The sequence below is a fragment of the Sphingomonas hengshuiensis genome, from assembly GCF_000935025.1.
Classification (GTDB): Bacteria; Pseudomonadota; Alphaproteobacteria; order Sphingomonadales; family Sphingomonadaceae; genus Sphingomonas; species Sphingomonas hengshuiensis.
In genome coordinates this window covers 469,831-488,310 of the sequence record NZ_CP010836.1, presented here as the reverse complement: position 1 = coordinate 488,310, position 18,480 = coordinate 469,831, and the positions used below count along the sequence as shown (strand labels likewise).

Below are 18,480 nucleotides of genomic sequence, written 5' to 3'. Positions count from 1 at the left end.
GTTTCGGTTACTGCACGGCGGGTTTGAGCGCGGCGGCGAGCGTGGTGTTGCCCTGTGCCTCCGCGACGCTGGCCGCGGTCCTGCCGGTAGCGTCGGCAATGGCGGGATCGGCACCCGCGGCGAGCAGCATCCGCACCTGATCGGTGCGGCCGAACAGCGCCGCCATCATCAGCGCGGTCTGCCCCGCCTTGTTGCGGGCATCGACGTCGCACCCGGCCTTTAGCAGCCGGGCGGCGATCGCGGCATTGCCCTTGAACGCCACGCCCATCTGCGCGGTGTTGCCCTGTCCGGTATCGGGCAGGCAGGGATCGGCACCCGCCGCGATCAGCGCCTCGAGCGTATCGGCATGGCCGTTATACGCGGCGAGGATCAGCGGCGTGAAGCCGCGCGCGTCATGGCCGTTCAGATCGGCGCCCAGCTTCACCAGCCCGGCGACCAGATCGGTGCGCCCCATCCGGGCGGCGTCGAACAGCAGTTCCTGCCGCCGCTCGGCACTGGGCAGCGGCGCGGCATCCTGCGCCTGGACGACGGGGGCCGCCAGCAGCGCCAGCGCGGCGATTGCGAATTTCTTCATCGTGATTCCTTCCTGCGAAGCACCGGGCCGGCGCGGGGCCGGCCCGGACGCGATCAGTTCGCATATTGTTCGGGATGCGCGGCGCGATACTCGGCCACGGCCTTGTCCACTTCGGCCAGCGGCACGTTGACGGCCTTGGCCAGCCGGGCGCCATACTCGGCATCGGCCTGGCGGAAATAGCTGACCATGATCGTGCGGGTGCGCAGCGATTCGACCTTGCCCAGATCGCCCGACAGGTTCTGGATCAGGTCCGCCTTGTCCGCCGCCGACATCGACCGATACAGCACGCCCGCCTGCGCGAAATTGTTCGACTTGGCGATCGGGCGCGCCGCGACGGTCGCGTCGATCTTGTACGACGACGCGATGGCGTCTGCCGGCGTGGTCTTGGGCGCCAGTGCCGACGGGAAGTAGTTCACGTTGGAACTGCGGCCCGAGGCGTTCAACTGGCCGTCCTGGCTGTTGTTGACCACCGTGACGCGCGGCTTGTTCACCGGCAGCGCAAGGGCGTTGGCGCCGATGCGATAGCGCTGGGTATCGGCATAGCTGAACAGCCGCCCCTGGAGCATTCGATCGGGCGAAGGCTCGATCCCCGGCACCATGTTCGACGGCGCAAAGGCCGATTGCTCGGTCCATTCGAAGAAATTGTCGGGGACCTTGTTCAGCGTCATCTCGCCGATCTTCTTGAACGGGACGCCCAGCCATTCCTTGGTATCGTCGAACGGATTATAGTCGAGCGCGGCGAAATCGGCCGGGCGCATCACCTGCACCATCAGGTCCCAGGTCGGATAATTGCGCTTGGCGATTTCCGAATAGAGATCGTGGGTGAGGTAATCGAACGGCATCGCCCCGGCCTTGCTGCCGGCCAGATTGTGCACGCCCTGGCGGCTGACCCAGCGGAACTTGGCGAACACCGTCTCGCCCTGGGCATTGACCAGCTTGAAGGCATGGACCCCGTTGCCGTCCATCGTGCGATAGGATGCCGGGGTGCCGAGGTTCGAATAGACGTGCGTCAGCATGTTCGTCGATTCGGGCGTCGCCGAGAAGAAATCGAAGAAGCGGTTCGGGTCCTGCCGGTTGGTGACGGGATCGGGCTTGAGCGAATGCACCATGTCGGGGAACTGCATCGCGTCGCGGATGAAGAACACCGGCAGGTTGTTGCCGACCAGATCCCAATTGCCCTGATCGGTGTAGAATTTGGTCGCGAAGCCGTGCGGATCGCGCATCCATTCGGGGCTGTCCTTGCCATGGATCACGCTGGAGAAGCGCACGAACACCGGGCTTTCCTTGCCCTGCTGGAACAGCGAGGCGCGGCTGAGATCGGAGATGTCCGCGGTTGCGCGGAACATGCCCAGCGCGCCGGTGCCGCGGGCATGGACGACGCGCTCTGGGGTGCGTTCGCGATCGAAGCGGGCGAGCTTTTCGATCAGGTACGAATCCTCCAGCAGCACCGGGCCAAGATCCCCCGCCGCCTTCGAATTGCGATTGTCACCGACCGGTGCGCCGTTGTCGCGCGTCAGCACCGGGACCGCCCCGCCCTCCGGGCGGATGCCGGGGGCTTCGCCGGGTGCGGTCGGCGCGGCGGCGCTGGTCGTCATCCGTCCGGAAACCTGGACATCGGACTGGGCCAGCGCGGCGCCAGACGCGACGAGGCCGGCAAGCAACGCGGCCGTCGCCGCGCTGCAGGTTAAGATACGCTGCATGATGGATCTCCTGTTAGCGGTCGAAGCCGTCGGCTGCGCCCTTTGTTGCTATCCTGAGCATGCAGGCGGAGCGGGCCGCGAGGGAAACGCAAAGACCCGCTCAGAGAAATCGAGCCGGGCAATCATTGCGCAGCCGTACCGGGCCGCGACGGCGCGTGCCCTCCGCATAAAAAGGGGCCGGCGGATCGCTCCGCCGGCCCCTTGCCGTTCGTCCTGATCGCCTGGGATCAGAAGCGGAATGCGGCCGTTGCGCGCACGCCGTGCATGTCGAAACGGTTATCCGCGCGGCGCAAGTCGGTGCCGCCGGCGTTGCCCAGCAGGAACGGGTTGGTCGCCGGAGTCGCGGGCGAGGTCAACGCGCCGGCGCGGACGGTGTAATCGTCGTCGTTCAGGCGCGTGTAGAGATACTCGATGCCCACCGAGAAGTTACGCCCGACCTTCTGCTCGATGCCGCCGCCGGCTGCCCAGCCCCAGGCGTCCTTCGACTCGCTGGTCACTGCGAACGAATTCGCGGTGTTGGTCGTAGCAAAGCCATGGTCGACCTTGGCATAGGCGCCACCGCCGGTGGCATAGGCCAGCGTGCGACCGCCGACGGCGTAACCGGCGCGCAGGCGCGCTCCGGCGTTCCAGTCGATCGAGCGCGTCATCGTGTAGCTGGCGGGCGTCGTGCTGTAGGCGCTGACGCTGTCGTTGACCTGGTTCTTGCCGATCTCGCCGACAAGGCCGACGACGAAATTGCCGCGCTGGATGTCATAGCCGACGCGCGCGGCATATTGCGTGCCGTCGCGATCGTTGCTGCACCCAACATTGGTCGCCGCCACTGCCGCACCGCCGCAGAAACCGGGCGAGAAGGCATTGGGCGCGTCCGCTGCCGAGGTGACGACGGTGTCGCCGAAGCTGCCATTGAGGTCGCGATCGAACTGGATCGTCTCGCCGCCATCATTGCCCTGGAAGCTCTTGCCGAGCGAGGCGCCGACATAGGCGCCGTTGAATTCGGCGTCCTGGGCCTGTGCCGATGCGACCGAGGCGAGGAGACCGAAAGCGCCGAGGGCGGCGCCGGTGAGGATACGCATATGTTACTCCGTACTAAACTAGGCCCCCTTAACGTGGATTAACCGCTTCGGTTGCACTGCAGCGTGGATTGGCCGGGGCTGTTGCCCATCCGCCACAGGCAGCAATGGAGCGGCAATGGTCGCGGCCCTTGCCGTAGGGATTCCCCACCCCCTATACCGGCGCCATGGCCGAAGACCTGTTTGCTGCGCCGGGGGCTCCTTCCGGCACCTATGATGCCTCGTCGATCGAAGTGCTGGAGGGGCTGGAGCCCGTCCGGCGGCGGCCGGGCATGTATATCGGCGGCACCGACGAGCGCGCGTTCCACCACCTTGCCGCCGAAGTGCTCGACAATGCGATGGACGAGGCGGTGGCGGGGCACGCCAACCGGATCGAGATCTACCTCGAGCCCGGCAACCGGCTGACCATCGTCGATAATGGCCGCGGCATCCCGGTCGACCCGCACCCCAAATTCCCCGACAAATCGGCGCTGGAGGTGATCCTGTCGACGCTGCATTCGGGCGGAAAATTTTCGGGCAAGGCCTATGCGACCTCGGGCGGGTTGCACGGCGTGGGCGTCAGCGTCGTCAACGCGCTGTCGAGCGATACCGTGGTCGAGGTGGCGCGCGACCGCCAGCTCTACCGCCAGCGATTCAGCCGCGGGCAGACGCTGGGGCCGATCGAGCATCTGGGCGGCACGCCGAACCGGCGTGGGACCTCGCTCGCGTTCACCCCCGATACCGAGATTTTCGGGCCGGAGATGCAATTCAAGCCGGCGCGGCTGTACAAGCTGGCGCGGTCCAAGGCCTATCTGTTCGCAGGGGTCGAGATTCGCTGGCGGTGCGACCCGTCGCTGATCAGCGACGATACGCCGGCAGAGGCGGTGTTCCAGTTCCCCGGCGGGCTGGCCGACCACCTCAAGGAACAGCTTGGCACCCGCGAATGCGCGACCGCGGAATTCTTCAAGGGGACGCAGGACTTTCCCGATGGGCAGGGGCGCGTCGAATGGGCGATCGCGTGGCCGCTGTGGAGCGACGGCAGCTATAGCTGGTATTGCAACACCATCCCCACACCCGATGGCGGCACGCATGAACAGGGGCTGCGCCAGGCGCTGGTCCGCAGCATCCGCGCGTTCGGCGAGCTGGTCGGCAACAAGAAGGCGAAGGAGATCGCGCCCGAGGACATCATGGTCGGCTCCGAGCTGATGCTGTCGGTGTTCATCCGCGACCCGCAGTTCCAGAGCCAGACCAAGGACCGCCTCTCCTCCCCCGAGGCCACGCCGCTCGTCGAAAAGGCGGTGCGCGACCATTTCGACCATTATCTGACCGACCGGATGGAGCGCGGCAAGGCGCTGCTCGCCTATGTGATCGATCGGATGGACGAGCGGTTGCGGCGCAAGCAGGAGCGCGAGGTCAAGCGCAAGACCGCGACCAGCGCGCGCAAGCTGCGGCTACCCGGCAAGCTCACCGATTGTTCGGCGGACGCCCCCAAGGGCACCGAATTGTTCATCGTCGAAGGCGATTCGGCCGGCGGCAGCGCGAAACAGGCGCGCGACCGCAAGACGCAGGCGATCCTGCCGATCCGCGGCAAGATCCTGAACGTCGCCAGCGCGACATCGGCGAAGATCCTGGCGAACCAGGAGATCGCCGACCTGAGCCTCGCGCTCGGGTGCGGGACGCGCAAGGAGTGCGACGCGAGCCAGCTCCGCTACGAACGCATCATCATCATGACCGACGCCGATGTCGACGGCGCGCATATCGCGACGCTGCTGATGACCTTCTTCTTCCAGGAGATGGCGGACATCGTGCGCAACGGGCACCTCTACCTCGCGCAGCCGCCGCTCTATCGGCTGACGGTGGGCGCCAAGTCGCTCTATGCCCGCGACGACGCGCACCGCGCCGAGATCGAGAAGACCGCGTTCAAGGGCAAGAAGGTCGATGTCAGCCGGTTCAAGGGGCTGGGCGAGATGAACCCCAACCAGCTCAAGGAAACGACGATGGACCCCGCGACGCGCGGGCTGTTGCGGATCACGCTGCCGCAGGAATTCGAGGAGCGCGCGGGCGTGAAGGACCTGGTCGACCGGCTGATGGGCAACAACCCCGCGCACCGCTTCGCGTTCATCCAGGAGAATGCCGCGCGGCTGGACGAGGAAGTCATCGACGCCTGAGGGGGCCAGCGCTTGTCGTTCGCGCGAAATCAGAGGGATGACGCGATAACGTACCCGCCTATTGCGATCACGACAGCCGCGAACCCGCGCTCCAGCAGGCCTTTTCTGGCGCCGAGCAGCCTGCCCAGTGCGATGCCGGCGATCGTGCCGCCGACTCCGCCGGCGACGAGCAGTCCCGTCAAACCCCAATCGACGAATCCCGACGCCGCATAGGAAACCGCCGTCGTCATTCCCAGCGCGCTCACGACAACCAGCGACGTGCCGATGGCATAGGGCAGCGGCATCGCGGTGGCGAAGATCAGCCCGGGGACGATCAGAAACCCACCGCCGATGCCGAAGAAACCCGCCGCTAGCCCGACGCCGAGGCCGATCGGCACGAGGCGCGGCAACAGCGTCGCCGCGCTATCCCGCGTCAGCCGCACGTCGGGCGCCTCCGCCGTTCCCCGCTTGCGCAGCATCGACAGGCCGACGCCGACCATCAGCAGCCCGAACAGCACGAGCAGCCGCTTGCCGTCGATCGCTTTGCCCAGTTCGGCACCCAGCGCCGCGCCGATCATCCCCGCAATCGCGAACACGCTGGCACAGCGCCATTTGACTCGCCCCGCGCGTGCATGGCCGATCAGGCTTGCGAGCGCATTGACCGTCACCGCCACCGCCGCGGTGCCGATCGCCGCATGCGGCGATTCGACTCCGACGACATAGATCAGAAGCGGCACGGCGAGGATCGATCCGCCCCCGCCGACCAAGCCGAGGATCAGCCCGATAACGCCGCCAGAGGCAAGCGCGGCAAGAAGGGTGGCGCTGTCCATAGATGCCTCAGGCAGCCGCGCGCCGGTTCCACGGCATCACCCGCAACAGGGTCGCCATCCCGCACCAGCCGGTTATGCCCGCGAACATCAGACCGGCACCGACAAATGCCGCCAGACCGAAAAAGCCCGGCGCGACGAACAGGCCGAGCAATACCCCCGCCAGCACCAGCGCGCCGGCGGTGATCTGCACCTGGCGCATGATTTCGAGCGGTTGCGAGGCGTCGACGATGGTCGCCTGCCCCGCCCCGCGCCACGCCTCGATCCCGCCGGCCAGGATGAACGCCTCCACTCCCGCCGCAGCCGCCGCGAGCTGGGCGGCATTGGCAGCGGTCCGCATGCCGGACCTGCAGTGGAACACGATCGGGCGCCCGTCGCAGGGCAGGTCGCCGATCCGGTCGAGGGGCAGGTTCAGCGCGCCGGGAATGCGCTCGCGCGCATGTTCGTCGGCGCCACGAACATCGATCAGTTGCGCGCCCGCTTCGACGGCGGACCGCGCTTCGGCAGGGGAAAGGGTCGCAAGCGTCATCGCATCAATCCTTGCAATAGAGTTGATAGAGGGTGCCGAGCAGCGTTTCGACGCGGGGGTCGGCGATCGCGTACCAGAGCGTCTGGCTCTCGCGGCGATAGGTGACGATGCCTTCGTCGCGCATTTTCGCCAGATGCTGGGAACAGGCCGATTGCGACAGGCCGACATCGCGCGCGAGGTCGCCGACGGTCAGCTCGCCATGCTCGACGAGCTTGCAGAGCAGCATCAGCCGCCGCGCATTGCCGATCGCCTTCAGCGCTTCGGCAACCTGTCCCGCTTTCTGTTCGAACGTCGCCAGATCCATCGGCGGCTTGAGCATCGCTGTTTCTCCATTAGATATTGCTTATATAGCATGTGCTAATATATAGGCAATAGCGAAATGGAGCACGACCATGACACGACCCTTTATCCAGGCGTTTTTCGACGAGCCGACCAACACGATAAGCTACCTCATCGGGGACCCCGCCACGCGCACCGCGGCGGTGATCGACCCGGTCCTGGACTTCGACCTGGCGAGCGGCGTTGCCGACATCCGATCCGCCGAGCGAATCGTCCTGTTCGCTCGGGAGCAGCATTGGGACATAGCGATGGTGCTGGAGACGCACGCCCATGCCGATCACCTGTCGGCGGCGCCCTTCATCAAGGCCCGCACCGGCGCATGGATCGGGATCGGCGCGCATATCCGCGCCGTGCAGAAGATCTTCCGCCCCGTCTTTGCCATGGACGACCTGAAAACCGATGGCTCGGACTTTGATCGCCTGTTCGAGGACGGCGACCGTTTTCCCATCGGCGCGCTGGAAGTGGAGGTGATGCACGTTCCCGGCCACACGCCGGCGGACATCGCCTACCGGATCGGCGATGCGGCCTTTGTCGGGGATACGCTGTTCATGCCCGATTATGGCACCGCGCGCGCCGACTTCCCCGGCGGCGATGCCCGGACGCTCTACCGGTCGATTCGCCGCCTGTTGTCGCTGCCCGACGAGACACGCCTGTTCCTGTGCCACGATTATAAGGCACCGGGACGAGACGAATATCGCTGGGAGACGACGGTTGGCGAGCAACGTCGCGCAAGCGTGCATGTCCATGACGGCGTGCGCGAGGACGAGTTCGTCGCGATGCGCGAGCAGCGCGACGCCGGGCTATCGGTGCCCAAGCTGCTGCTGCCATCGATCCAGGTCAATATTCGCGCCGGTCATTTTGACGAGGCGGAAGCCAATGGCGTCACCTATCTGCGCATCCCGGTCAAGTGGAAGTCGCAGGAAGCGCCGTCTGGGCGGCTTGACGCGTGACTCGCTTTGCCGGGCGGCCACCGCCACGCTGTATTCAGCGCGGCGGCGCGGTCCGCTCGACCAGGATGTCGCGGCTGATCTGCGCGATCGTCGTGGTGCCGGTGAGCGCCATTGCGACGCGCATCTCGGCGGCGATCAGTTCCAGCATCCGCGCGACGCCCGCCTGCCCGCCTGCCGCCAGCGCGAACGCCCAGGCGCGGCCCAGCAGCACGCCCTTGGCGCCCAGCGCGAGCATCCGCACCACGTCGAGCCCGGTGCGCACCCCGCCATCGACCAGCACGGTCAGCCGGTCGCCGCACGCCTCGACGATCGGGGGAAGCGCGGTTGCGGTCGAGGGTACGCCGTCGAGCTGGCGCCCGCCATGGTTGGACACGACGATGCCGTCGGCGCCCAGTGCGGCGGCTTCGCGCGCGTCCTCGGGGTCCAAAATCCCCTTGATGAGCATCGGGCCGTCCCAATGCGCGCGGATGAAGTCGAGGTCGCGCCAGGTGACGGTCGGATCGAAATTGTTGCGCATCCAGCCGAGGAAATCCTCGAGCCCCGAGCCCTTGCCGAGCACCGGCGCGACATTGCCGAGCTGGTGCGGGCGACCATGCAGCCCGACGTCCCAGGCCCAGCCGGGATGCTGGATCGCCTGCCACGTCCGGCGCAGCGAGCCGGTCCAGCCCGACGCCCCCGCAAGCCCCGAGCGATAGTCGCGGTAGCGCGATCCGGGCACCGGCATGTCGACGGTGAACACCAGCGCCGAACACTGCGCCGCCTTTGCCTGCGCGAGCAGCTCCTGCATGAAGCCGCGGTCGCGGATCATATAGAGCTGGAACCAGAACGGCGCAGTGGTGCCCCTGCGGACTTCGTCGATCGGGCAGGCCGACACGGTGGACAGGCAGAACGGGACCCCCGCCGCCTCCGCCGCGCGTGCCGCCTGAACCTCGCCGCGCCGCGCGGTCATCCCCGCCAGCCCGATCGGCGCGAGCGCGACGGGCAACGCCATGCGATGCCCGAACAGTTCGGTCGAAAGATCGAGCGTGCCGACATCGCGCAGCACCCGCTGGCGCAGCGCGATGCCCTCCAGATCGGCGGTGTTCCGCCGCAGCGTCGTCTCGGCATAGGAGCCGCCGTCGATATATTCGAACAGGAAGGGCGGCAGGCGCCGGCGGGCATGCTCGCGAAAATCGAGCGTCGATGCGATCACGCCCATTATTGCAGGTTCACGAAAGCGCCGCCGTCGACGAGCAGCGCCGCGCCGGTGACGTATCTGGCAAGATCGGAGGCGAGGAAGACGATCGGCCCCGCCAGATCGTCGGGCTCGCCCAGCCGGCCCAGCGGGATGCGCGCGGCCATGCGCTCGCGCTTCGCGGGATCGGCCAGATCGTCCCTGTTGATTTCGGTCAGGATCGTGCCAGGCAGCACCGAATTGCAGCGGATGCCGTGCTTGCCCAGCGCGATCGCCGCCGACTGCATCAGCGAATGCACCCCCGCCTTGGTCGGTGTGTAGTGGGTCTGAAACTCGCCGCCAACGAGCGCCGAGATCGACGAGACCGCGACGATCGCCCCGCCCTGCCCCTGGCGCACCATCTGGTTGGCGGCGGCCTGGACCATGTAATAGGCGCCGTGCAGGTTGACGCGCATCGTCCGCTCGAACGTCTCGACCGGCATGTCGAGAAAGGCGTGGAACGGGCAGATTCCGGCGTTGTTGACGAACACGTCGACGCGGCCCAGCGCATCGACTGCGCGCGCGACGAAATCGGCGGCGGTGGCGGGATCGGAGACGTCGCCCTTCACCGCGATCGCGCGGCGGCCCAGCGCCTCGATCTCCGCGACGCACGACGCGGCGGCCGCGTCCTCGCGCAGATAGTTGATCGCCACGTCGGCGCCATGGCGCGCGGCACCGATCGCCGCGGCGCGGCCGATCCCTGCCGACGCGCCGGTGATCAGCACGGTCTTACCTTCCAACAACTGCACGGGCCTTGCTCTCCTCCAGCCTATTTTCCCGGCGGGCCCGCGCGGCCCGACCAGCCCAGATCGTGGCTGACCGCGTCCGCGGTGCCGCGCACCTCGGCGGACAGCGCCGCCATGCGTTCGTCCGCCATATATTGCGCCGCGCTCGACACGCTGATCGCCGCGACGATCCGCCCGTCCGCGCCGCGAATCGGTGCCGCGACACAGCGGATCAGGTCCTCATTCTCCTCAAGGTCGTAGCTGCGGCCCTGTTCGACATAGCCGCGCATCCGATCCTCCCAGCGCGCGAAGTCGACGCGCTGGGCGCCCGCTTCATGGTCCGCGTCGAACAGCGCGCCCCAGCGCGCGGGCGGCTCGTCGAGCAGCAGCGCCTTGCCCAGCCCGGTCGAGGTCAGCGGGTGGCGATCGCCGACCCGGCTGCTGATCTCGACGCGGCGGCGGCCCGGAATCTTGTCGAGATAGAGCGCGCGATCGCCGTCGCGCACGCCGAGATGCACGGTATCCTCGGTCGCGGCGGCGAGCGCCTCCAGATGCGCGCGGGCGACCTGGACGACGTCGGTCTGCTGCTGCGCGCGGAAGCCGAGTTCGAGCAGCTTCGGCCCGAAATGATAGCCGGTGCGCGGCGTGAAGGTCAGATACTGCCGGTCGATCAGCGCGGTCGCCAGCCGATGCGTGGTCGAGCGCGTCAGCCCCAGCCGCTCGGCGAGCTGGGCCAGCGGAATCGGTCCGTCGACGACGGCCTCGATCACATCGAGCCCCCGCAACAGCGTCTGGCTGCCCGCCGGGGACTTTGTGACGACGTCCGCCGGAGCTTCCGCGTAATCAGCATTTGACGTGGCGTTTCTCATCTAATAACATTCTTTCCCATAATATGGAACTAGAACGAAGGCAAGCCAGAGGATGCTGATCGCCCAGACCCCAGCGCGGACCCGCGCGACACGGCGTACCACATGTTGGAACTGCCCGAATATCCTTTTCCGCAGCGGAGCCGCATCGTGACCTTATCGCGTATCAAGCATGTCCGTGCCTTCACCGTGCGCGGGGGCGGCGCCGATTATCACGACCAGGGCGAAGGCCATTGGATCGACGACCATATCGCCACGCCGATGGCGAAATACCCCGAATACCGGCAGTCGCGGCAAAGCTTCGGGATCAACGTGCTGGGCACGCTGGTGGTCGAGATCGAGGCCGAGGACGGGACGATCGGCTTTGCCGTGACGACCGGGGGCGAGCCCGCCTGCTACATCGTCGAGAAGCACCTTGCCCGCTTCCTCGAGGGTCGCAGCCCGACCGACTATGAGAAGATCTGGGACCAGATGTTCTTCTCGACCCAATATTATGGCCGCAAGGGGCTGGTCGTGAACGCGATCTCGGGCGTCGACCTCGCGCTGTGGGATTTGCTCGGCAAGCTGCGCGACGAGCCGGTCTATCAGTTGCTGGGCGGCGCGGTGCGCGACGAGTTGCAATTCTACGCCACCGGCGCGCGGCCCGACGTGGCCAAGGAACTGGGCTTTATCGGCGGCAAGTTGCCGCTCCACCACGGCCCCGCCGAGGGCGAGGAGGGGATGCACAAGAATATCGCGCTGCTCGCCGACATGCGCGCCAAATGCGGCGACGATTTCTGGCTGATGTATGATTGCTGGATGGCGCTCGACGTCAACTATGCGACCAAGCTCGCCACGCGCGCCTGGAACGAATGCGGCCTGAAGTGGATCGAGGAGGCGATCAGCCCCGACGATTATTGGGGCTATGCCGAGCTGAAGCGCAACGTGCCCAAGGGGATGCTGGTCACCACCGGCGAGCATGAGGCGACGCGCTGGGGCTTTCGCATGCTGCTCGAAATGGATTGCTGCGACATCATCCAGCCCGATGTCGGCTGGTGCGGCGGGGTGACCGAATTGCTCAAGATCTCGGCGCTGGCCGATGCCGCGGGCAAGCTGGTCGTGCCGCATGGCTCGTCGGTGTACAGCTATCATTTCGTGGTGACGCGCCACAATTCGCCGTTCGCCGAATTCCTGATGATGCATCCCGGGCCGACCGAAGTCGTGCCGATGTTCGCGCCGCAATTGCTGGGCGAGCCCGTGCCGCAGAACGGCCGGATGCGCACCTCCGCGCTCGACAAGCCCGGCTTCGGCGTCGAGCTGAACCGCGACATCGCCCTTCACCGCCCCTATACCCACTGAGGAAAGCCTCCCCCATGAAACTCTGCCGTTTTGGTCCCCGCGGCGCCGAAAAGCCCGGGATGATCGACGCCGATGGCGCGCTGCGCGACCTGTCGGGCGTCGTCAGCGACATCACCCCCGCCGAAGTCACCCCCGAGGGGCTGGCGCGGCTCAAGGCCATCGACCCGGCGACGCTGCCGCTGGTCGAGGGCGATTTCCGCTATGGCGTGCCGGTCGCGGGGATCGGCAAGTTCCTCGCGATCGGGCTCAACTATGCCGATCACGCCAAGGAAGCGGGGCTCGAGCCCCCCGCCGAGCCGATTTTCTTCACCAAGGCGATCTCGTGCCTGACCGGCCCGAACGATCCGGTGATGATCCCGCAGGGCGCCGAGAAGACCGACTGGGAAGTCGAGCTGGGCATCGTGATCGGCAAGACGTGCCGCTATGTCTCGCAGGAAGACGCGCTCGACCATGTCGCGGGCTATGTCCTCGTCAACGACGTGTCCGAGCGCGCGTTCCAGAAGGAACTGGGCAGCCAGTGGGACAAGGGCAAGGGATGCGACACGTTCGGCCCGACCGGCCCGTGGCTGGTGACCAGCGACGACGTGCCCGATTGCCAGGCGCTGGACATGTTCCTCGACCTCAACGGCAAGCGGATGCAGACCGGCAATACCGCGACGATGATCTTCCCGGTCGCCGAATGCATCGCCTATATGAGCCGTTTCCTCACGCTGCATCCCGGCGACCTGCTGATCACCGGCACCCCGCCGGGCGTCGGTGAGGGGCAGAAGCCCGACAAGATCTTCCTGAAGCCCGGCGACCAGATGCATTTGGGCGTCACCGGGCTGGGCGAACAGCGCCAGACCGTGGTCGCCTTCAGCCTGGACGGCGCCGAATGAGCGTGTTCGCAGGACGGTTCGCCCGGCGCAACGCGATCGTGACCGGCGGTGCATCGGGGCTGGGGCAACAGGTGGCCGCGCGCATCGTCGCCGAGGGCGGCACCGTCGCGCTGTGGGACATCAGCGCCGAACGCCTCGCCACCGCCGCCGCCGAGATCGGCGCGGCGCATGTCGAGGCGCTCGACGTGTCGGACCCGCACGCCGTCGCCGCCGCCGCCGAGGCGAGCGTCGCGGCGCTGGGCAAGGTCGACATCCTCGTCTGCTCCGCCGGGATCACCGGCGCGACGGTGCCGGTCCACGAATTCCCGATCGACAGCTGGCAGCGGGTGATCGACATCAACCTCAACGGGCTGTTCTATTGCAACCGCGCCATCGTCCCGCATCTGCTGGCGAACGGCTATGGCCGGATCGTCAACGTCGCGTCGGTGGCGGGCAAGGAAGGCAATCCCAATGCCTCGGCCTATTCGGCGTCGAAGGCGGGCGTGATCGGCTTCACCAAGTCGCTGGGCAAGGAACTGGCGGGCAAGGGCGTGATCGCCAACGCGCTGACCCCGGCGACGTTCGAAAGCCCGATCCTCGAACAGCTCCCGCCGAGCCAGGTCGACTATATGCGATCGAAGATCCCGATGGGGCGGCTGGGCGAAGTCCATGAAAGCGCGGCGATGATCTGCTTCATGGTGTCCGAGGAATGCAGCTTCACCACGGCGTCGACCTTCGACACGTCGGGGGGGCGGACGACCTACTAAACCCCTCGGGGTCGCACCCGCCACCGGCAACAGCCGGGGCCATCGGAGCGGTTTACCCACGGTGAGAAATAGACGGCGAGAAATAAGGCTCGGGCATCTCCCGTGCGGAAATCCCGAACGGGGCCATGGAAGAGGATATCGTGTTGAGCGACCTGCCGTTCATCGACGCGCATGTGCATCTCTGGGAACTGGGGCGGCTGCGCTATCCGTGGCTGACCCCGCCCTTTGCGTCCGACGGGCCCAATGGCAGCGTCGAGCCGATCGCGCATGATTATGGCCTTGCCGACTATCGCGCCGAATCGGCGCCGTGGAACGTCGTCGGCATCGTCCATGTCGATGCCGGCGCCGACCCCGCGCACGCGCTGGACGAGACCGACTGGCTCCAGGGCATCGCCGATGCCGAGGGGATGCCCAACGCGATCATCGCCTTCGCCGCACTCGACGATCCCGAGGTCGAGACGCTGCTCGCGCAGCATGCGCGGCGGCGCTGCGTCCGCGGCATCCGCCATATCGTCAACTGGCATGCCGACCCCCGGCGCACCTATAGCGCGCGCGACGTGACCGGCGACGCGGCCTGGGCGCGCGGCTTTGCGGCGCTGGGGCGGCACGGATTGTCATTCGACCTCCAGGCCTATCCCGGCCAGTTCCCCGGCCTCGCCCGGCTGATCGCGCGGCATCCCGAGACGCCGGTGATCGTCAACCATGGCGGCATGGGGGTCGATCCCGGCGCGGCGGGCGTCGCCGAATGGCGCGACGGCATGGCCGCGCTCGCCGCGCTGCCCAATGTTTCGGTCAAGCTGTCGGGGATGGGCTTCGCCTTCCACCCGCTCGACGCAGCCGCGATCCGCGACCGCGTGCTGGCGACGATCGACCTGTTCGGCACCGACCGCGCGATGCTCGCGGGCAATTTCCCCACCGACCGGCTGTTCGGCGATTTCGATACGACGCTGGACTTCCTTGCCGACGCGATCGCCGATTTCAGCGAGGACGAGCGCCGCGCGCTGTTCGCCCGCAACGCCAACCGCATCTACCGCCTCGGCCTGCCGGTTTAAGGAACCACACCGCAATGACTCCCAACCCGCTCCTCGGTGTCGTCTTCCACTGGCTCGGCGGGCTCGCCTCGGCCAGCTTCTATGTGCCGTACAAGGGCGTGAAGCGCTGGAACTGGGAGATTTACTGGCTGACCGGCGGCATCGTGTCGTGGCTGATCGCGCCGTGGTTCTTCGCGAGCATCCAGACGCGCGACCTGCTCGGCGTGCTGGGCCGCGCCTCGACGCCGACTTTGGTGTGGCCGGTGATCTTCGGGATGCTGTGGGGGTTTGGCGGGCTGACCTATGGGCTCACCATGCGCTATCTGGGGCTGTCGCTCGGCATGGCGGTGGTGCTGGGGCTGTGTACCGTGTTCGGGACGCTGATCCCGCCGATCTTCCAGGGCGATTTCGGCGCGAAGCTGCTCGACACGACCAGCGGCAACATCATCTTCCTGGGGCTGTTCGTCACGCTGCTGGGCATCGTCGTCGTCGCGATGGCGGGCGCGCGCAAGGATCGCGCGCTCTCCTCCGCCGAAAAGGCCGAGGCGATCGCCGAGTTCGACTTCAAAAAGGGCATCGCCGTCGCGGTCTTCTCGGGCATCATGTCCTCGTGCTTCGCCTTCGGGCTGGCGGCGGGCGAGCCGATCAAGGCGCTGTCGGCGGCGGCGGGCACCGGGCCGCTATGGACCGGGCTGCCCGTGCTGTGCCTCGTCATGTTCGGCGGGCTGCTGACCAATGCCGGGTGGTGCGCATGGCTGATCGCGAGGAACCGCAGCGCGGGCCAGTGGCTGGGCCGCGGCGCGGAGGGCGGGACCGGCGGCACCCCGCTGCTGGCCAATTTCCTGCTCTGCGCGGTCGCGGGTGCCGCCTGGTATTTCCAGTTCTTCTTCTACACGATGGGCGAGAGCCAGATGGGCCAGTTCGGCTTCTCGTCCTGGACGCTGCACATGGCGTCGATCATCATCTTCGGCACGCTCTGGGGCTTTGCCTTTCGCGAATGGCGCCGCGCCGCCGGCGGCGTGAAGGCGATGGTGTGGGGCGGGGTCGCGCTGCTGATCCTCGCCACGGTGATCATCGGCTATGGCAACATGCTGGGGGCAGCGTGAGGGGCGCGTAAGCGGCGCTCAGGCCGCGCCCGGCACCGCGCGCAATTCGCCGCTGGCGCGGGCCTTGCGGCCATAGACCACCTCGAACAGCGGGGTCGCCATCACCGTGGTGACGATCGCCATCAGCACCATGATCGAGAATAGCGTCGGGCCGATCACGCCCTTTTGCAGCCCGATATTGATGATGATCAGCTCCATCAGCCCGCGCGCGTTCATCAGCGCGCCGATCCCCAGCGCAGTGCGATTGTCCGCCCCCGACAGCCGCGCCGCCGCCCAGCACGCGCCGAACTTGGCGAGGATCGACGCGACGAGAATGCCGAGCGCGATCAGCAGCAGCGGCACCGAATTGACCATGTCGAGCCGGGTATTGAGCCCCGAATAAGTGAAGAACATCGGCAGCAGCAGCACCACCGCCAACGGCTCGACCTTGCGCTTCAGCTCCTGCGCGAACAGCCCGCGCGGCATCACGGCGCCGAGCAGGAAGCCGCCGAACACCGCATGGATGCCGATCGCGTCCATCAGGAAGGCGGAGAGGCAGAACAGCATGATCGTGACTGCGAGCACCCCGCTCGACATCTCGCCCCGCGCCTCGACCAGCCGCCCCAGCGGCGCGAGCAGGCGGCGCCCGAAGACCAGCAGGAACCCGGCATACAGCACGCCCCCGCCGATCGCGAGCACCGCGATCCCCGGCCCCCCGCCAAAGGTCGCCAGCACCACCGCCAGCACGCACCACGAACAGGCATCGTCGAACGCCCCTGCGGTCAGCGAGAGCGTGCCGAGCCCGGTACCGGCGAGGCCCCGCTCGTTGATGATCCGGGCGAGCATCGGGAAGGCGGTGAGCGCGATGCAGGCGCCCAGGAACAACGTCGCGCTCGATTGCGAGAGGCCGGGGGCGAACAGGCCCGGCACCCGCAGCAAGGCGGGGGTGATCGCCGCGGCGACGAGGAAGGGCGCGAGGATGCCCGCCATCGAGACGGCGAAGGCGCTGCGCCCCTTGCTGCGGAAATGGTCGAGCTGGAGCGTGGTGCCGACCAGGAACATGTACATGCCCACGCCGAGCTGCGCGCCGGCATAGAGCACGCTGCGCGTCTCCTTGGGGAAAATCGCCGCCTGAAGATCGGGGAAGGCGAGGCCGAGCAGCGAGGGGCCGAGCACGACCCCCGCGATCATCTCCCCCACCACCTGCGGCTGGCCGAGCAGCTTCTGCCCCAGCCACCCGACGACTCGGCAGGCGAGCAGGATGATCGCGAGCTGGAGGAAGAAATGGATGCTATAGTCGCCGGGCGCGAAGCTCTGCGCGGCATTCACCGCGGGGCCGTGCGGGCCGAGTACGTCGCCCAACGCACGTAGCGTGTCCGCCCACAAGTCGCGCATCGTTTTCCCCCAAGCCCGTGTTCAACGGCCTAGCACCGGCATGGGACCGCTAACAAGGGAAAGGGCGGTGGATTGGGGATCGGTCGTTCTCCGATACTTGCCCGCCGGGAAGCGACAGCTTGGATTGTCGGGGGCCATGTCCAGAACCTGCCCCAAACGTGGCGAACATTGCCTACACAGGGTGATGAATTCTACGATGCGGGTTCAGGTATGTGGTCGCTGGGGGCGAACCGGCGGCGCGCGCGCGAGGTGTCCGAATCAAGCGGAGGGCCTATTTTTATCTATTATTAACAATATGTTATGAGTTATATCCTAATCCTCCCCCGCCAGGGGGAGGATTCGGTGCTGGATGCTCCCTGGTTAATCCAACATTCGCAGCAGCGGGATTGGCGGCGCTCCTTTCGTGCTGACGCTGCCAACCAACGACAGCTCACGGCGTGGGACGTTGCTGTAAATGGCGCTCAACGATAGATTGGCTTCATGGAACACGTTTACCTTCTGTACCATGCCCGAGAAGACGATGAGTATCGAGAAGATGCCAAACTGATTGGCGTTTACCGCAGTGCGACTCTCGCGGAGCAAGCAATCAGTCGGCTTTCAACGTTGCCCGGTTTTTCCGATTACCCGGCGGGCTTCGAAATTGATAAGATGCGATTGGACCAAGACCATTGGGAAGAAGGCTTCGTCAGATTGATCGGCGTACTGATCCCAATGGAAGACGAGGGAACGGACGTATGGCGTCCAGTTCAGGCGCAGTTGCTTGCAGATGGCCGGTTCGAAATACTCGGGCCGATGCCCAGCGACGAGGTCTGGCGCTACCCGCCGGGTACAATCGTACATTGCGAAGTTCAGCAGCGCGAAGACGGTGACGGGCTCGTGGCGGTCTCTCGAGCTTAGACTGGCCATTTAGCATCCCGCCAGCGGGGGTGCTAAATGGTTAGACAGCGCAAAAGGGTGCTGCTGACACTGCCAGCAGACCCACCATCACCAATCGAAATGCGGTTGTAAATTGGTCGGGGCGACAGGATTCGAACCTGCGACCCCCACACCCCCAGTGTGATGCGCTACCAGGCTGCGCTACGCCCCGA

Annotated in this window: 18 protein-coding genes and 1 tRNA gene; 8 read left to right on the top strand and 11 right to left on the bottom strand. The window is 66.7% G+C overall.

Going from position 1 to position 18,480, the window contains the following annotated elements:
* Positions 1 to 7 precede the first annotated feature (7 nt).
* The 3 genes from TS85_RS02280 to TS85_RS02270 form a co-directional block, all read right to left on the bottom strand.
* Positions 8 to 574 (bottom strand): ankyrin repeat domain-containing protein, encoded by a 567-nt coding sequence (locus TS85_RS02280; RefSeq protein ID WP_052507687.1) that lies wholly within the window; start codon positions 572 to 574, stop codon positions 8 to 10.
* A gap of 53 nt (positions 575 to 627) precedes the next feature.
* A complete protein-coding gene (locus TS85_RS02275; protein ID WP_044330185.1) occupies positions 628 to 2,274 on the bottom strand; it encodes a catalase in 1,647 nt (548 codons plus the stop codon).
* A 227-nt stretch (positions 2,275 to 2,501) separates the two neighbouring features.
* Positions 2,502 to 3,347: an outer membrane protein gene (locus tag TS85_RS02270; protein WP_044330183.1), complete on the bottom strand. Its 846-nt coding sequence runs from the start codon at positions 3,345 to 3,347 to the stop codon at positions 2,502 to 2,504.
* 164 nt (positions 3,348 to 3,511) lie between these two features.
* Here TS85_RS02270 and parE point away from each other — a divergent pair, with 164 nt between their 5' ends.
* On the top strand, positions 3,512 to 5,491 hold the full coding sequence (gene parE / locus TS85_RS02265; protein WP_044330181.1) for a DNA topoisomerase IV subunit B: 1,980 nt from the start codon (positions 3,512 to 3,514) through the stop codon (positions 5,489 to 5,491).
* Positions 5,492 to 5,520: 29 nt separating this feature from the next.
* Here parE and TS85_RS02260 read toward each other — a convergent pair whose 3' ends face one another.
* Genes TS85_RS02260 through TS85_RS02250 form a run of 3 tightly spaced genes read right to left on the bottom strand, consistent with a single transcriptional unit; the run spans position 5,521 to position 7,145 of the window.
* Positions 5,521 to 6,300, bottom strand: coding sequence for a sulfite exporter TauE/SafE family protein (locus TS85_RS02260; RefSeq protein WP_044330179.1), 780 nt, complete (start codon positions 6,298 to 6,300; stop codon positions 5,521 to 5,523).
* Between the two features lie 7 nt (positions 6,301 to 6,307).
* The gene (locus TS85_RS02255) at positions 6,308 to 6,826 is read right to left on the bottom strand and encodes a rhodanese-like domain-containing protein (protein ID WP_044330177.1); all 519 of its coding nucleotides are present in this window, start codon (positions 6,824 to 6,826) and stop codon (positions 6,308 to 6,310) included.
* Between the two features lie 4 nt (positions 6,827 to 6,830).
* Positions 6,831 to 7,145, bottom strand: a complete 315-nt coding sequence (locus TS85_RS02250; RefSeq protein ID WP_044330175.1) for an ArsR/SmtB family transcription factor — start codon at positions 7,143 to 7,145, stop codon at positions 6,831 to 6,833.
* Positions 7,146 to 7,218: 73 nt separating this feature from the next.
* Here TS85_RS02250 and TS85_RS02245 point away from each other — a divergent pair, with 73 nt between their 5' ends.
* Positions 7,219 to 8,115: an MBL fold metallo-hydrolase gene (locus TS85_RS02245; RefSeq protein WP_044330174.1), complete on the top strand. Its 897-nt coding sequence runs from the start codon at positions 7,219 to 7,221 to the stop codon at positions 8,113 to 8,115.
* Between the two features lie 34 nt (positions 8,116 to 8,149).
* Here the strand turns inward: TS85_RS02245 and lldD are convergent, their stop codons facing one another.
* Genes lldD through TS85_RS02230 form a run of 3 tightly spaced genes read right to left on the bottom strand, consistent with a single transcriptional unit; the run spans position 8,150 to position 10,922 of the window.
* On the bottom strand, positions 8,150 to 9,313 hold the full coding sequence (gene lldD, locus TS85_RS02240) for an FMN-dependent L-lactate dehydrogenase LldD (protein ID WP_044330173.1): 1,164 nt from the start codon (positions 9,311 to 9,313) through the stop codon (positions 8,150 to 8,152).
* The gene (locus TS85_RS02235) at positions 9,313 to 10,077 is read right to left on the bottom strand and encodes an SDR family NAD(P)-dependent oxidoreductase (RefSeq protein WP_044330172.1); all 765 of its coding nucleotides are present in this window, start codon (positions 10,075 to 10,077) and stop codon (positions 9,313 to 9,315) included. The genes lldD and TS85_RS02235 overlap by 1 nt, the downstream gene beginning before the upstream one ends.
* A 20-nt stretch (positions 10,078 to 10,097) precedes the next feature.
* Positions 10,098 to 10,922: an IclR family transcriptional regulator gene (locus TS85_RS02230; protein WP_044330171.1), complete on the bottom strand. Its 825-nt coding sequence runs from the start codon at positions 10,920 to 10,922 to the stop codon at positions 10,098 to 10,100.
* A gap of 102 nt (positions 10,923 to 11,024) precedes the next feature.
* On the opposite strand from TS85_RS02230, the gene rhmD reads away from it, so the two are divergent.
* The 5 genes from rhmD (at position 11,025) to rhaT (ending at position 16,018) form a co-directional block, all read left to right on the top strand.
* A complete protein-coding gene (rhmD, locus tag TS85_RS02225; RefSeq protein WP_044330170.1) occupies positions 11,025 to 12,257 on the top strand; it encodes an L-rhamnonate dehydratase in 1,233 nt (410 codons plus the stop codon).
* A 14-nt stretch (positions 12,258 to 12,271) separates the two neighbouring features.
* Positions 12,272 to 13,135 (top strand): fumarylacetoacetate hydrolase family protein, encoded by an 864-nt coding sequence (locus TS85_RS02220; RefSeq protein WP_044330169.1) that lies wholly within the window; start codon positions 12,272 to 12,274, stop codon positions 13,133 to 13,135.
* Complete coding sequence (locus tag TS85_RS02215; protein ID WP_044330168.1) at positions 13,132 to 13,881, top strand: SDR family NAD(P)-dependent oxidoreductase; 750 nt, start codon at positions 13,132 to 13,134, stop codon at positions 13,879 to 13,881. The genes TS85_RS02220 and TS85_RS02215 overlap by 4 nt, the downstream gene beginning before the upstream one ends.
* 125 nt (positions 13,882 to 14,006) lie before the next feature.
* Positions 14,007 to 14,933 carry an amidohydrolase family protein gene (locus TS85_RS02210; RefSeq protein ID WP_044330167.1) on the top strand — a complete coding sequence of 309 codons (927 nt, stop codon included), beginning with the start codon at positions 14,007 to 14,009 and terminating at the stop codon, positions 14,931 to 14,933.
* Positions 14,934 to 14,947: 14 nt separating this feature from the next.
* Entirely contained in the window at positions 14,948 to 16,018 is a 1,071-nt protein-coding gene (gene rhaT, locus TS85_RS02205; RefSeq protein ID WP_044330166.1) for an L-rhamnose/proton symporter RhaT, read from the top strand.
* Between the two features lie 18 nt (positions 16,019 to 16,036).
* Here rhaT and TS85_RS02200 read toward each other — a convergent pair whose 3' ends face one another.
* Positions 16,037 to 17,392 carry a cation:proton antiporter gene (locus TS85_RS02200; protein ID WP_044330164.1) on the bottom strand — a complete coding sequence of 452 codons (1,356 nt, stop codon included), beginning with the start codon at positions 17,390 to 17,392 and terminating at the stop codon, positions 16,037 to 16,039.
* A 480-nt stretch (positions 17,393 to 17,872) separates the two neighbouring features.
* Between TS85_RS02200 and TS85_RS25925 the strand changes: the two genes are divergently transcribed.
* Complete coding sequence (locus TS85_RS25925; protein ID WP_193790684.1) at positions 17,873 to 18,289, top strand: DUF7336 domain-containing protein; 417 nt, start codon at positions 17,873 to 17,875, stop codon at positions 18,287 to 18,289.
* Between the two features lie 113 nt (positions 18,290 to 18,402).
* Here TS85_RS25925 and TS85_RS02185 read toward each other — a convergent pair.
* Positions 18,403 to 18,479: transfer RNA gene (locus TS85_RS02185), tRNA-Pro, on the bottom strand.
* Position 18,480: the final 1 nt, after the last annotated feature.

Bases quoted from the DNA above. Each gene is read 5' to 3' on its own strand.
- TS85_RS02280 (WP_052507687.1), bottom strand. From the start codon at position 574: ATGAAGAAATTCGCAATCGCCGCGCTGGCGCTGCTGGCGGCCCCCGTC.
- TS85_RS02275 (WP_044330185.1), bottom strand. From the start codon at position 2,274: ATGCAGCGTATCTTAACCTGCAGCGCGGCGACGGCCGCGTTGCTTGCC.
- TS85_RS02270 (WP_044330183.1), bottom strand. From the start codon at position 3,347: ATGCGTATCCTCACCGGCGCCGCCCTCGGCGCTTTCGGTCTCCTCGCC.
- parE (WP_044330181.1), top strand. From the start codon at position 3,512: ATGGCCGAAGACCTGTTTGCTGCGCCGGGGGCTCCTTCCGGCACCTAT.
- TS85_RS02260 (WP_044330179.1), bottom strand. From the start codon at position 6,300: ATGGACAGCGCCACCCTTCTTGCCGCGCTTGCCTCTGGCGGCGTTATC.
- TS85_RS02255 (WP_044330177.1), bottom strand. From the start codon at position 6,826: ATGACGCTTGCGACCCTTTCCCCTGCCGAAGCGCGGTCCGCCGTCGAA.
- TS85_RS02250 (WP_044330175.1), bottom strand. From the start codon at position 7,145: ATGCTCAAGCCGCCGATGGATCTGGCGACGTTCGAACAGAAAGCGGGA.
- TS85_RS02245 (WP_044330174.1), top strand. From the start codon at position 7,219: ATGACACGACCCTTTATCCAGGCGTTTTTCGACGAGCCGACCAACACG.
- lldD (WP_044330173.1), bottom strand. From the start codon at position 9,313: ATGGGCGTGATCGCATCGACGCTCGATTTTCGCGAGCATGCCCGCCGG.
- TS85_RS02230 (WP_044330171.1), bottom strand. From the start codon at position 10,922: ATGAGAAACGCCACGTCAAATGCTGATTACGCGGAAGCTCCGGCGGAC.
- rhmD (WP_044330170.1), top strand. From the start codon at position 11,025: ATGTTGGAACTGCCCGAATATCCTTTTCCGCAGCGGAGCCGCATCGTG.
- TS85_RS02220 (WP_044330169.1), top strand. From the start codon at position 12,272: ATGAAACTCTGCCGTTTTGGTCCCCGCGGCGCCGAAAAGCCCGGGATG.
- TS85_RS02215 (WP_044330168.1), top strand. From the start codon at position 13,132: ATGAGCGTGTTCGCAGGACGGTTCGCCCGGCGCAACGCGATCGTGACC.
- TS85_RS02210 (WP_044330167.1), top strand. From the start codon at position 14,007: ATGGAAGAGGATATCGTGTTGAGCGACCTGCCGTTCATCGACGCGCAT.
- rhaT (WP_044330166.1), top strand. From the start codon at position 14,948: ATGACTCCCAACCCGCTCCTCGGTGTCGTCTTCCACTGGCTCGGCGGG.
- TS85_RS02200 (WP_044330164.1), bottom strand. From the start codon at position 17,392: ATGCGCGACTTGTGGGCGGACACGCTACGTGCGTTGGGCGACGTACTC.
- TS85_RS25925 (WP_193790684.1), top strand. From the start codon at position 17,873: ATGGAACACGTTTACCTTCTGTACCATGCCCGAGAAGACGATGAGTAT.